This window comes from Shimia sp. Alg240-R146, from assembly GCF_947331465.1.
Lineage (GTDB): Bacteria > Pseudomonadota > Alphaproteobacteria > Rhodobacterales > Rhodobacteraceae > Shimia.
Genome location: NZ_CAMZOK010000002.1, coordinates 121,745 through 134,026, shown reverse-complemented (window position 1 = coordinate 134,026; position 12,282 = coordinate 121,745). Strand labels below are relative to the sequence as shown.

Annotated in this window: 10 protein-coding genes; 8 read left to right on the top strand and 2 right to left on the bottom strand. The window is 57.1% G+C overall.

Annotated elements, in window-relative coordinates; genetic code table 11:
* The first annotated feature begins 170 nt into the window (after window positions 1-170).
* The 6 genes from PG871_RS09805 to PG871_RS09780 are packed head-to-tail and all read left to right on the top strand — an operon-like array spanning window position 171 to window position 6,774.
* The gene (locus PG871_RS09805; protein ID WP_270728972.1) at window positions 171-572 is read left to right on the top strand and encodes a MerR family transcriptional regulator; all 402 of its coding nucleotides are present in this window, start codon (window positions 171-173) and stop codon (window positions 570-572) included.
* Between the two features lie 18 nt (window positions 573-590).
* The gene (locus PG871_RS09800; protein WP_270728971.1) at window positions 591-2,366 is read left to right on the top strand and encodes an acyl-CoA dehydrogenase C-terminal domain-containing protein; all 1,776 of its coding nucleotides are present in this window, start codon (window positions 591-593) and stop codon (window positions 2,364-2,366) included.
* Between the two features lie 59 nt (window positions 2,367-2,425).
* Window positions 2,426-2,638 (top strand): hypothetical protein, encoded by a 213-nt coding sequence (locus PG871_RS09795; RefSeq protein ID WP_132860191.1) that lies wholly within the window; start codon window positions 2,426-2,428, stop codon window positions 2,636-2,638.
* Window positions 2,639-2,675: 37 nt separating this feature from the next.
* The gene (locus PG871_RS09790; RefSeq protein ID WP_270728969.1) at window positions 2,676-3,314 is read left to right on the top strand and encodes a glutathione S-transferase family protein; all 639 of its coding nucleotides are present in this window, start codon (window positions 2,676-2,678) and stop codon (window positions 3,312-3,314) included.
* A gap of 25 nt (window positions 3,315-3,339) precedes the next feature.
* On the top strand, window positions 3,340-4,551 hold the full coding sequence (locus PG871_RS09785; protein WP_270728967.1) for an acetyl-CoA C-acetyltransferase: 1,212 nt from the start codon (window positions 3,340-3,342) through the stop codon (window positions 4,549-4,551).
* Window positions 4,552-4,575: 24 nt separating this feature from the next.
* Entirely contained in the window at window positions 4,576-6,774 is a 2,199-nt protein-coding gene (locus PG871_RS09780) for a 3-hydroxyacyl-CoA dehydrogenase NAD-binding domain-containing protein (protein ID WP_270728965.1), read from the top strand.
* A 424-nt stretch (window positions 6,775-7,198) separates the two neighbouring features.
* Here PG871_RS09780 and PG871_RS09775 read toward each other — a convergent pair whose 3' ends face one another.
* Window positions 7,199-7,837: a Hint domain-containing protein gene (locus PG871_RS09775; protein WP_270728963.1), complete on the bottom strand. Its 639-nt coding sequence runs from the start codon at window positions 7,835-7,837 to the stop codon at window positions 7,199-7,201.
* Between the two features lie 358 nt (window positions 7,838-8,195).
* Between PG871_RS09775 and PG871_RS09770 the strand changes: the two genes are divergently transcribed.
* Both PG871_RS09770 and PG871_RS09765 read left to right on the top strand, forming a co-directional pair.
* Complete coding sequence (locus PG871_RS09770) at window positions 8,196-9,827, top strand: AMP-binding protein (protein WP_270728962.1); 1,632 nt, start codon at window positions 8,196-8,198, stop codon at window positions 9,825-9,827.
* Between the two features lie 114 nt (window positions 9,828-9,941).
* Window positions 9,942-10,949, top strand: a complete 1,008-nt coding sequence (locus tag PG871_RS09765) for a hypothetical protein (RefSeq protein WP_270728961.1) — start codon at window positions 9,942-9,944, stop codon at window positions 10,947-10,949.
* A 47-nt stretch (window positions 10,950-10,996) separates the two neighbouring features.
* On the opposite strand, the gene PG871_RS09760 is transcribed toward PG871_RS09765, so the two are convergent.
* On the bottom strand, window positions 10,997-11,611 hold the full coding sequence (locus PG871_RS09760) for an SPOR domain-containing protein (RefSeq protein WP_270728959.1): 615 nt from the start codon (window positions 11,609-11,611) through the stop codon (window positions 10,997-10,999).
* Between the last annotated feature and the right edge of the window lie 671 nt (window positions 11,612-12,282).

Here is a 12,282-nt window from a genome sequence, read left to right as displayed (position 1 = left end):
TGCACCAAATCTTCGAGCATGCAAATTTTAGGAAAAAGGACTTAACGTAAAAGGATCCTACGTCACATTTTTTGTGACGCAACGTCTCTCTTACGTTAACGTCAAGCAGTGCTGTAACCCTTCGGCAGTCACCCCATCTGTTCATTTGAGAAGAGAGCCAAGGAGGACCAATGAGCGAAGAACAAATGACGATCCGCGAGATGTGCGACGCCTATGACGTAACACCGCGCACCCTGCGTTTCTACGAATCCAAGGAACTGTTGTTCCCAATCCGCGAGGGCCAGAAGCGCCTGTTCACGAAACGGGATCGCGCCCGGCTGAAACTGATCTTGCGCGGCAAAAGGTTCGGGTTCTCGCTCGAAGAAATCCGTCAATTGCTCGATCTCTACGACATGGGCGATCAACAGGCGACCCAGCTGCAACGTACTTACGATGTGGCGCGTCAACGCCTGCAAGACATGGAAGAGCAGCGCGATGAGCTCAATGAAGCCATCGACGATCTGCGTGAACAACTGAAGTGGGGCGAGCAAATCATCGCCGACTTCGAAAAAGACCTCAAAGCTGCACAGTAAGTCCAAGGGAAGAGATACATGCCGACTTATACCGCCCCAGTAAAAGACATTCAGTTCGTCCTGCACGATGTCCTGAACGTGTCCAACTCTGACGTCCCCGGCTATTCCGAGCTGGAAGCCGATTTCACCAACGCCGTGCTCGAAGAAGCCGGCAAGCTGACCGGTGACGTTCTTGCGCCTCTCAACGTTGTGGGTGATCACGAAGGCTGCCGTCTTGAAAACGGTGTTGTCTACACGCCAACTGGCTTTAAAGCTGCTTTCGAGCAGGTCAAAGAAGGCGGCTGGACCGGTCTGGACATGCCCGAGGAATACGGCGGTCAGAACATGCCTTACGTGCTGGGCACGGCTGTGGGCGAGATGTTCTCATCTTCCAACCAGGCCTTCACCATGTACCAGGGTCTGACCCACGGTGCGGCTGCTGCGATCCTTGCCCACGGCACGGACGAGCAGAAAACCAAATGGCTGCCCAACATGGTCTCTTGCGAGTGGACCGGCACCATGAACCTGACCGAACCGCACTGCGGCACCGATCTGGGTCTGATGCGCACCAAAGCGGAACCACAGGACAACGGCTCCTACAAAATCTCCGGCCAGAAGATCTTTATCTCGGCGGGTGATCACGACATGGCCGACAACATTGTGCACCTCGTGCTGGCCAAAGTTCCCGGTGGCCCCGAGGGCATCAAAGGCGTGTCGCTCTTTATCGTTCCCAAGTTCCTAGTCGACGACGAAGGCAACATCGGCGCGCGCAACGGCGTGTCTGTTGGCAACATCGAAAAGAAAATGGGCATCCACGGCAACTCCACCTGCGTGCTGAACTACGACGAAGCCGAAGGGTATCTGCTGGGTGATCTGAACAAAGGCATGCGTGCCATGTTCACCATGATGAACGAAGCCCGTCTGGGTGTGGGCATGCAGGGTCTGGCAGCGGCTGAAGTCGCCTACCAGAACGCCGTGGACTACGCCAAAGACCGTTTGCAGGGCCGCGCCGTGACCGGTGTTGAAAACCCCGAAGGCCCAGCCGATCCGCTGATTGTGCATCCTGATATCCGTCGTTCGCTGATGGATCAGAAATCCTTCGCCGAAGGCGCCCGTGCCTTTATCCTCTGGGGCGCCCAGATGATCGACGAAGCGCACCGCAAAGAAGACAAAGACGCAGACGGCCTTGTGTCCCTGCTGACACCAATCATCAAGGGCTTCCTGACCGACGAAGGCTACGACATGACTGTCAAAGCCCAGCAAATCTATGGTGGCCACGGCTACATCGAAGAGCACGGCATGAGCCAGTTCACCCGCGACGCCCGCATCGCGATGATCTATGAAGGTGCCAACGGCGTTCAGGCACTTGACCTTGTGGGTCGCAAACTGGCGGTTGATGGCGGCAAACACGTGATGGCGTTCTTTGACCTTGTCAAAACCTTCTGCAAGGAAAACGGCGACGACGAAGATCTGAAAGACTTTGTTGAGCCTCTGAAAGCAGCGTCCAAGGATCTTCAGGCGGCTGGCATGTACTTCATGCAGACCGGCATGAAGAACCCCAACGATGCGCTGTCCGGTTCCAACGACTTCATGCACCTGTTTGGTCATGTCTGCTTGGGTCTGATGTGGGCACAAATGGCCAAAGCGGCCAACACAGCCCTTGCAAATGGCACAACGGATAAAGAGTTCTATGAGACCAAGCTGACAACCGGCCGCTACTACATGGCGCGTCGCTTGCCTGCGACTGGCATGCACTTGGCCCGCATCCAGACCGGTGGCGACACCGTTATGGCTCTGGCTGCCGAAAACTTCTGATCAGGATGGGCGGGGAAACCCGCCCTTTCTGCCACGTCCGGTTTATCTGAGGAGGACAGATGCCCAAACGTTTCCGCCTGACCCGCCGCTTCCCGGTCTCCATGACCGAGGATGGCTACCGCAAACTCAAAAGTTTCGCGGCAGAGGCCGGTCTGGACGAAGGCGAAGCACTGTCCTTTCTCTTTGAAAACTTTGACGCGGTCACAGACGAAGATTTACTGGCGCATCGTTTGCGCCAGTTCAACGCAACGTTGGACGCGAGAAAACGGTGACGGCGACGCTACCGGCAATGCCTAAGGGGAGAACGGCATGACGATCAAACTCTACTGTTTCGGTGAATCTGGACATTCCTACAAAGCCGCACTGGCGCTTGAGCTTTCGGGCCTCGCGTGGGAACCGGTCAAAGTTGACTTCTTTGCGGGCGAGACTCGCTCCGACGAGTACCGCCAAAATGTCAACGAAATGGGCGAAGCACCGGTTTTGGTGGATGGCGACGTAAGCCTTTCACAGGCGTCGGTTATTCAGGACTACATCTCCGAAAAATCCGGCAAATTTGCGGGCCAAAACGACGCCGAGCGCCGTGAAATCCTGCGCTGGCAGTTCTGGGACAACCACAAATTTTCTTCAGTGTCCGGCATGACCCGCTTCCTGATGAACTTCCTGCCCGAGGACAAGCAGCCCAAAGAGGTCATCGGCTTCAACCTCGGCCGCCTCAAAGGCGCCTATGACATTCTGAACAAGCACCTTGAGGGCCGCGACTGGATCGTGGGCGACAGCCTGACCAACGCCGACCTGACCTGCTGTTCGTACCTCTATTACCCAGAGCCGTTTGGCTTTGACCGCGCCGACTGGCCGAATATCGACCGTTGGCTGACCAACATTTCCGAAACACCAGGGTGGAAACACCCCTACGAATTGATGCCCGGCTCCCCCGCGGACCGCGCTTGATTTAGCCTGATAATAGGAGACCAAAATGACCGAAGCCTATATCTATGACGCCGTGCGCACGCCGCGTGGCAAGGGCCGCAAAGACGGCAGCCTGCACGAGGTGTCCTCGCTGTCGCTGTCCACAACGGTTCTGAACGCTCTGAAAGAGCGCAACAACCTCGAAGGCCACGCCGTCGAAGATGTGATCTGGGGCAACGTGACCCAAGTCAAAGAAAACGGCGGCTGCCTTGCGCGGACGGCTGTTCTGGCGTCTGATCTTGACGAACGCATCCCCGGTCTTGCGATCAACCGTTTCTGTGCATCCGGCATGGAAGCTGTGAACATCGCCGCCAACCAAGTCAAAGGTGGCGCAGGCAAAGCCTATATCGCTGGTGGCGTCGAAGCCATGAGCCGCGTTCCAATGGGTTCCGACGGTGCTGCAATGGCGGTTGACCCCTCGATCGCAATGGACATGTATTTTGTGCCCCAAGGCATCTCGGCCGACATCATCGCGACCGAATACGGCTTCACCCGCGATCAGGCTGACCAACTGGCCGTTGAATCCCAGCGCCGCGCCGCTGCTGCTTGGGAAGACAACCGTTTCAACAAATCCATCGTGGCCGTCAAAGACGTCAACGGTCTGACCATTCTGGACCAAGACGAATACATGCGCCCCGGCACTGACATGCAGTCGCTCGGCGGTCTGAAGCCTGCGTTCAAAGAACAGGGCGAAGTGATGCCCGGTTTCGACAAACTGGCGTTGATGAAGTACCCGCACCTCGAAAAGGTCAACCACATCCACCACGCCGGTAACTCGTCTGGCATCGTGGACGGCTCCGCGGGTGTTTTGGTCGGCAACAAGCAATTTGGCGAAGAATACGGCCTCAAGCCACGCGCCATCATCCGTCAGACTGCGAAAATCGGTCTGGACCCAACCATCATGCTGACCGGCCCCGTGCCCGCGACCCAGAAAATCCTTCAGGATTCCGGCATGGCGATCTCCGACATTGACCTCTTTGAAGTCAACGAAGCTTTCGCATCCGTGGTGCTGCGCTTCCAACAAGCCTTTGGCGTCGATCCCCAGCTGATCAACGTAAACGGCGGCTCGATTGCAATGGGTCACCCGCTGGGTGCCACAGGCGCGATCATCATCGGCACATTGCTCGACGAGCTGGAGCGTCAGGACAAAGAAGTGGGTCTGGCCACACTTTGTATTGCCTCCGGTATGGGCGCAGCCACCATCATCGAACGCGTGTAATCCGCCGATAACAGGATAAAAGACATGACTGATTTCACAATGAACGTCGGCGACAACGGTGTCGCCATCATCACTTGGGACGTGGCTGACAAATCCATGAACGTCCTGCGTCAGGAATCCTTCGGTGAGCTGGAAGCGCTGATCGACGAAGTTCTGGGCACCGAGTCCATCAAAGGCGCCGTGATCACCTCTGGCAAAGACACTTTTGCCGGCGGCATGGACCTCAACACGCTTGGCACGATCCGCGAAAACGCCGGTGACGAGCCAGCCAAAGCGCTGTTTGACTTTACCATGATGGGCCACACATTCCTGCGCAAAATCGAACGCGCTGGTATGGACCCAAAAACCAACAAAGGCGGCAAGCCAATTGCAGCTGCCCTGCCCGGCACCGCGCTTGGCATTGGTCTGGAACTGCCTTTGGCGACACACCGCATCTTTGCGGCTGACAACCCCAAAGCCAAAATCGGCCTGCCGGAAATCATGGTCGGCATCTTCCCGGGCATGGGCGGCACCACACGCTTTGTGCGCAAAATGGGCTTCATGGCCGCCTCGCAGTACCTGCTGCAAGGCAAAATGGTTGACCCCAAGAAAGCCAAAGCGGCTGGCATCATCGACGAAGTTGTGGCCGATCCGGTTGCGGCGGCGACCGAATGGGTGCTGGGCGCATCTGACGCGGATCTCGTGAAACCATGGGATGCCAAAGGCTACAAAATGCCCGGCGGTGACCCGTATCACCCACAAGGCTTCATGACCTACGTCGGCGCATCCGCCATGGTCAACGCCAACACTTGGGGCGTTTATCCTGCGGCCAAAGCGCTGCTGTCGGCATGTTACGAAGGCGCCTTGGTGCCTTTCGATACTGCTCTGAAAATCGAAGCCCGCTGGTTCACCAATGTTTTGATGAACCCATCGTCTTCGGCCATGATCCAGTCTTTGTTCATCAACAAAGAAGCCCTGGAAAAAGGCGCCAACCGTCCTGACGTACCAGACCAGACTGTCAAAAAAGTCGGCGTTCTTGGCGCAGGCATGATGGGTGCAGGCATCGCGCTTGTGTCGGCTCAGGCTGGCATGGACGTTGTGTTGATCGACACCAACCAAGAAGCGGCAGATCGCGGCAAAGCCTACACCGAGGCCCACCTCGACAAAGGCATGAAGCGCGGCAAAGTCACAGCCGAGAAGAAAGAAGCCATGCTGGGCCGCATCACTGCGACCACAGACCTCAACACGCTTTCGGACGTCGACCTGATCATCGAAGCCGTCTTTGAGGATGTGGGCGTGAAAGCCGAAATGACCAAAAAGGTCGAGGCGATCATCCCCGAGGACGCCATCTTTGCGTCCAACACTTCGACCCTGCCGATCACCGGTCTGGCCGAAGCCTCTGTGCGCAAAGATCAATTCATCGGCATCCACTTCTTCTCCCCTGTTGAGAAGATGGCACTGGTTGAGATCATCAAAGGCCAAGACACTGGGCCACGTGCGGTTGCCAAAGCGCTGGATTACGTTCGTCAGATCCGCAAGACACCAATCGTTGTGAACGACGAGCGTTTCTTCTACGCCAACCGCTGCATCATCCCATACATCAACGAAGGCGTGATGATGGCTGGCGAAGGTGTGGGGCGCCCCCTTCTGGACCACGCAGCACAACTGCTTGGCTTCCCAGTGGGTCCAATCCAGCTGGTAGACGAAACCTCCATGGATCTTGGCGCGAAAATCGCCAAAGCCACAATGGAAGCTATGGGCGACGACTATCCTGCGTCCATCGCGGACGATGTGACGTTCTGGATGGTCGACGAAGGCCGCCTTGGCCGCAAAGCCAAAGCCGGTTTCTTCAACTACGACGAAAAAGGCAAACGTCTGGATTACTGGGAAGGCTTCAACGACAAGTTCCCCCTTCTGGAAGAGCAGCCTGATGTTGTCGAAGTACAGCACCGCCTGATCTTCTCGCAGGTTCTGGAAGCTGTACGCGCGCTGGAAGCTGGTGTTCTGGAAGATATCCGCGAAGGCGACGTTGGCGCGATCCTCGGTTGGGGCTTCATGCCTTGGTCCGGTGGCCCGTTCAGCTGGCTCGACATCGTGGGTGCGCCTTGGGCCGCCGAGCGTTGCGACGAGCTGACCGCCAAGTTCGGCGAGCGCTTTTCCTGCCCGCCGTTGCTGCGCGACATGGCAGAGAAGGGTCAGACCTTCTACGGCCGCTTCGGCCCACAGGCTGAAAAAGCCGCATAAACGCAAAACGGGGGCTTCGGCCCCCGTTTTCTTTTGTCACCAATCGCGTTTGGTGATCTTGAGGCAATGAGTGCTTTGGGCATCGTCGATTACCTTTTCGGTCGAGAGCGCTCCATTGCCCCATTCTTCAGAAAACAACGTGAGCGGATTGCTTCACGGAAGGCCACTTCGCATCGCCTGCAAGCTAGCAATCAACATCTCTAGCCCGCCTTCATCAACAAAGAGATGCACGGTATGTCCCCCTTCCATGACGTCCTCGGGGCTCCGAATTTCTACACTCACCTTCACGACCAGTTCCTCAAAACAGTTTTCTGCGATGGCCACTGCAAGGTAGCTGATCTAACGCGGCTGGCCAGCTCTCAAATAAACGAAAACGCCCGCCGATCCCCCCGGCGGGCGTTTCCCTCTGACTTTGGAATGCAATTCAGGCGATCGCCTCGCCTTCGAATTCAGTCAGAAGCACTTCGACCAGCAACTTGCCGGCATTGACCGGTAACATGTTGTAATTCGACGCCACGCCGAAGCGAGGCATCAATCCGGCGCGGGTCCCCCAATGGGATTGGCAAAAGGTCAGCATGCCACCTGCTGCAAAAACCATATGATCCTCGGCAAACACCGGAAACACGATGTCCTGCACCGTCAACGGCGATACCCGTTCCACGCCAGGCAGAATCTCCAGTGCCGCGGCTGGAATCACCGCATATGGATCTCCCAGTGGGTCGGCAACGTCTTCGATTTCCAGCAAAATTCCCTGATGTGGCAGCATTAGCACGTCTTCGCGGTTTTCCAGCGCACCCGCAGGCACCCGTACAGGGCGAAGGCTTTCCGGCCAGCGAGTGCCCGCTCGGATCCGCTCTTCTCTCACCACGGCGCTTAAAGGTTGAAACCCCGCATCAAATGTCAAAACTTCGTCGCCACGCTCCAGTTCACCAGCGGCAATCCAGCCGTCTGGCGTGGCGACAGGCGTGTCTGCAAATAAACCAAACCCTGGCCCCGAATAGACTGGAGAGACCGCAGATTTGCGCGGCGCCATGTCATTCCACCAATTTTCACTCGTATCCATTTCATCTTCCCCAGGCGCATTATTTGTATGCCTTAGAAGACATTTTGCTAAGGTTTTGGGAACGATTTGGCCGCAAATCAGGAAAAAGTAAGGCACTGTCTACACGTCAGAAACACTCAACATGGTTAACTCGCATTAACCATGATCTGAGGCCAACTCACCCCTTAATCACCTTAATTGCGCCCTTGATGTCGCGGCGTTCGGGACATTTCTGACACCTTTTTACAGCTCAATCGGCGCAGGGTTAGCGGTCGCCAAACTGATTCTCCCGAAAAATTTCCCCGTAGAATTACCAACTTCCCAAGCCGGCATTCTATCGGCACAATCGCGCGACCATCACCAACTGGGAGGAGCGGCAATGGGCTGGATGTCTGATGAAACAGGGCTTGGCAAACGGGCTGCGAATTACGTGCCGTTGACACCCTTGTCGGGACTCAATCGCGCCCTAACTGTGTTCCCAAACCGGCTCGCCGTGGTGCATGGTGCCCATCGAAAGACCTATACTGAATATCATGCCCGTTGCTCACAACTGGCCTCCGCTCTAACAGATATGGGCGTCCAATCCGGCAACGTCGTTGCCACGCTTCTTCCGAATATCCCAGCGGCCGCCGAAGCGCATTTTGGCGTTCCCGCCTGTGGTGGGGTGCTCAACGCCATCAATATCCGCCTCGATGTGGCAACGGTCGCCTATATCTTGGACCACGGCGAGGCCAAAGTTATACTGGTCGATAGCGCCTTTTTGGATTTGGCTGAAGCTGCTTGCAAAGATATGCGCAAGCGCCCGCCCCAAATCATCGAGGTCGCGGCCCCCGATCATGGCGTCCCCGCCAGCGGCCGTCATCCGGAATACGAAGACGTACTTGCCTCCGGAGACGCTCATTTTGTTTGGAAGTTGCCTGAAGACGAGTGGGAGAGCCTCGCTCTCAACTATACCTCCGGCACCACCGGCCACCCCAAGGGCGTGGTCTACCATCATCGCGGCGCCTATCTGAACGCAATGGGCCAAGTGCTCAGCTGGAGAATGGTACTGCACCCCGTTTACCTGACAATTGTGCCACTGTTTCACTGCAACGGCTGGTGCCACACGTGGATGATGCCCATGGTGGGCGGCACCCTAGTCTGCTGCCGCGACATCACCGCCAAGAACATCTTTGACGCCATCGCAGACGAAGGCGTGACCCATTTTGGCGGTGCGCCCATCGTGCTCAATACATTGGTCAATGCCGCCGACGAAGACCGTCGCGCCTTTGACCATACCGTCGAAGTATTCACCGCCGGCGCGCCCCCCGCCGCCGCAACCTTGGAAAAAATTGAGCCCATGGGTTTTAACGTTACCCAGGTTTACGGCCTGACCGAAGTCTACGGCCCGGCTACGGAATGCCTTTGGGACCACGACAGATGGGATACGTTACCTCCGAAAGACCGCGCCGCTGTCAAAGCCCGCCAAGGCATCGCCATGCCCTTTATCGAAGACGTCACCGTGATGGACGAAACCATGACGCAGACTGAAATGGACGGAGACACACCTGGGGAGATCATGATACGCGGCAATGGCGTCATGAAAGGCTACTTCAAAAATTCCGAGGCCACCGACAAGGCCTTTGAGGGAGGGTATTTTCATTCCGGGGACATCGCCGTTCAGCACGCCGACACTTATGTGCAGATCACGGATCGCGCCAAGGACCTCATCATCTCCGGCGGCGAAAACATCTCTTCTGTCGAGGTCGAAGGTGTCCTGATGCACCATCCCGCTGTTTCACTCGCTGCCGTTGTGGCCAAACCCGATCAAAGATGGGGCGAGGTGCCCTGCGCCTTCCTTGAACTGCTCGAAGGTTGCAGCGCGACCGAGGACGAGATCATCGCTTTCGCCCGCACGCAATTGGCCGGGTTCAAAACTCCGAAGAAAGTTGTCTTTCGGGAGTTGCCTAAGACGTCCACCGGCAAGATTCAGAAATTTGAGCTCAGAACCCTAGCCCAAAATCTGGGTTGAAAACGCCGAGATACCCGAACACCCGGCACCTGCAGTCTGCCTCAAGCGCCATTGCCGGAGCCAATCCGCCTGTGATAAGCCAAAGAACAACAATAAAGGCAGAGCAGGCCTTCCATGAGCACAGCACTCCACAAGTACGACCGACTTGAGGCAACCGCGATCTGGCGCGAGTCCAAGGACGCCCAGCGCCGAGATGTAATTGTCTCTATCGGCGATGCCACGCTTGTGATTTCAGATCTTCGGGATAGGGCGCTGACTCATTGGTCTATCCCCGCGGTACGCCGTGCCAATCCTGGCGAGAGGCCCGCGATCTTTCATCCCGACGGCGACGCGGGCGAAACTCTCGAAGTTGGACAAGACGAAGTTGAGATGATTGAAGCGATCGAAAAACTCCGCACTGCCATCTCCCGCCGCCGCCCCCACCCCGGACGGCTGCGCTTTGGCATTTTCGGCGTCGGTCTGGTTGCACTTGCGGCACTGGCCGTCTTCTGGCTGCCTGGCGCCCTGCGCGAACACGCGCTGCGCGTGGCGCCCGACGCCATACGTCAGGACGTCGGCGCTTCATTGCTAAAGCACACCACGCGCGTCACCGGACAGGCCTGTGACGGCCCCCTCGGTGAGGCTGCCTTGCGCAAATTGGAGAAACGCCTCGGCGTTAAAAAGTTGATGATCGTGACCTCAGGTGTACGCGAAGCCACAGTTCTGCCGGGAGGCACCGTGCTTTTGAACCGCGCCACTGTTGAAGACTTTGAAGAACCTGATGTGGTGGCCGGATTTATCATCGCAGCCCGGCTTGCCACTGGAGACCCGCTGCGGCAATTGCTGGAAAACAACGGGATGCGCGCAAGCTTCCGCCTTCTGACCACGGGTGCTTTGCCTGATGATCTATTGCGCAGCCATATTGAAAACGTGGTTTTGGCGCAGCCCGAACGACCCAACAATGAGGCCTTGATCGATTCCTTCAAAACCCAAAAGGTCCGCATTAGCCCCTATGCTTTCGCACTGGATCCTTCCGGCGAAGACACATTGGCACTTATCGAAGCGGACCCCTTCGCAGTGACGCCGGAGCCTGTCCTGACTGACGGGGAATGGGTTGCGCTTCAAGGCATTTGCGACGGCTGAGGTCTGCCCCACCGCGCCATTGGGTGATCACGTAAATTCATCCGGTGTTATCGCCGCAAGAAAGCCCCTGTAAATCCAGCACTGTGTGCTATTGCAATCGCTTCCTCGACCGCTGTCCGATCTTTAAATGGACCGGCCAAAACCATACGCTGAACGATGCCTGCCTGCTCAAACTTGCCGATGCGAACAGGCAGTCCCAATTTGCGGATTTCCCTGGCTGCGGCCTGTGCCGCTCGCGCATCCGTAAATGTGGCCACTTGTACATAAGGCGTGCCCGCCAGCCGCAGGGCCTTTTCCGGAGAAACAGACTTGGTCGAAACCGTCGGCCCAGACGTCAGCGACGGCTCAATCGTGTTGCGGCGCGTCACAACAGGACCCTCGCCAATCTTTTGCGGCAACAGTTTGCGGGGTACTCGGCGGTCCCATATCCGGTCGCTCTGCGCTTTGCCTTCAAACGTCATCTCCGCGCGGCGAGAGTTCAGCCGACCGTCATCAAACGCCAACCGATAGCCATCCGGAATGGAGGTGGCCACGTTGTTCACCAAATTGGCTTCATAGACATGTTTTGGAACTACCCGAACATTGCGCGCCACCTCGCCCTCGCGTACGACTGTGCCTGGCGCCGGGCGCCGCAATGACGAATTCTGCTGATCAAAACGCATCTTTGGCGGCTGTGATGTTGGTCCACCTGTGCCAGGTGTATAGGGCAGTTCTGTCTGCGGCCCACAGCGCACTTTCATACCTTTGTGGGTCGCCGCCCCACCCCGACAATCAGACGCTGTACCTGCTGCACGTGGAGGTTGGTTTGTCGGTCGGCGAGTTGTCGTCTTGGGCGCGGGCGCCGCTGGTTTCGTCGTTGGTTGGGTCGCCGGCGGCACCGCTACCGGTGTCGTGAACAAGGGCTTTTTCTTAGTCGTAGGCCGAATGGGTTTCGGCGCTGGCTTTGTCGCGACGGTTGCGGGTTGCGCAGGGGCCACAGTTTTCACTTTGTCTGTGGGCGCGGCAACGGTCTTTTTCTTGGGCACACTGTTGGTCGAGCCAAAAATTGACTTGCTTTCCGTAGGCGCGGCCGCCGGCTTAATCTGAACCACATTGCTGTCAACTTTAGCTGGTGCGGCAGTGCCTGCCACCGGCTTGTCAAACGTGGGTTTGAAGCCACATATGACCTTTCGATCCCGCGACACACGCGGCACCCAGGTCACATTCCCGTCTATGCCTGCACGGATGTACACACACCCGCGGCTATCGACGTACTGTTTACCTTTATAGCTCGCCGGCGGGAATTCAGCCGGCGAGTCCATTGGCGAAAAGGACTGTGCGTGAACCACGCCTA

Coding starts and splice junctions, on each gene's coding strand:
- PG871_RS09795 (WP_132860191.1), top strand. CDS start 2,426: ATGCCCAAACGTTTCCGCCTGACCCGCCGCTTCCCGGTCTCCATGACC.
- PG871_RS09765 (WP_270728961.1), top strand. CDS start 9,942: ATGAGCACAGCACTCCACAAGTACGACCGACTTGAGGCAACCGCGATC.
- PG871_RS09775 (WP_270728963.1), bottom strand. CDS start 7,837: ATGGATACGAGTGAAAATTGGTGGAATGACATGGCGCCGCGCAAATCT.
- PG871_RS09805 (WP_270728972.1), top strand. CDS start 171: ATGAGCGAAGAACAAATGACGATCCGCGAGATGTGCGACGCCTATGAC.
- PG871_RS09790 (WP_270728969.1), top strand. CDS start 2,676: ATGACGATCAAACTCTACTGTTTCGGTGAATCTGGACATTCCTACAAA.
- PG871_RS09780 (WP_270728965.1), top strand. CDS start 4,576: ATGACTGATTTCACAATGAACGTCGGCGACAACGGTGTCGCCATCATC.
- PG871_RS09760 (WP_270728959.1), bottom strand. CDS start 11,611: ATGCGTTTTGATCAGCAGAATTCGTCATTGCGGCGCCCGGCGCCAGGC.
- PG871_RS09770 (WP_270728962.1), top strand. CDS start 8,196: ATGGGCTGGATGTCTGATGAAACAGGGCTTGGCAAACGGGCTGCGAAT.
- PG871_RS09800 (WP_270728971.1), top strand. CDS start 591: ATGCCGACTTATACCGCCCCAGTAAAAGACATTCAGTTCGTCCTGCAC.
- PG871_RS09785 (WP_270728967.1), top strand. CDS start 3,340: ATGACCGAAGCCTATATCTATGACGCCGTGCGCACGCCGCGTGGCAAG.